General features: G+C 36.9%; 1 protein-coding gene. It reads right to left on the minus strand.

Annotated elements, in window-relative coordinates; all coding sequences use genetic code 11:
* The coding region (locus tag GNY06_RS15795; RefSeq protein ID WP_166520222.1) for an outer membrane beta-barrel protein at positions 1 to 252 on the minus strand (252 nt) is incomplete at both ends.

Consider the following 252-nt stretch of genomic DNA (forward strand, 5'->3'; position numbering starts at 1 on the left):
AATATAACCTAAATTAGTGCTATATGAATTTTTATGATCATTCCCAAAGGTTACTTTAGAACCCAAGTCATTGTAAATAACTTCTGGCTGAAGGCTTAAAGTGGTAGATATAGGAGCATTAAGGACCCCCCCCGCGTTAAAACCTACTTTAGATTTTGTATCGCTGAGATTTTGGTCTTTGGAGATTGAAGATACGTTCATTCCTGCCTTAATCCCGAATTTTGGACCAGTTTGTGAAAAAGCAAATGTTCC

This window comes from Elizabethkingia argenteiflava, from assembly GCF_009904105.1.
GTDB classification, from domain to species: domain Bacteria; phylum Bacteroidota; class Bacteroidia; order Flavobacteriales; family Weeksellaceae; genus Elizabethkingia; species Elizabethkingia argenteiflava.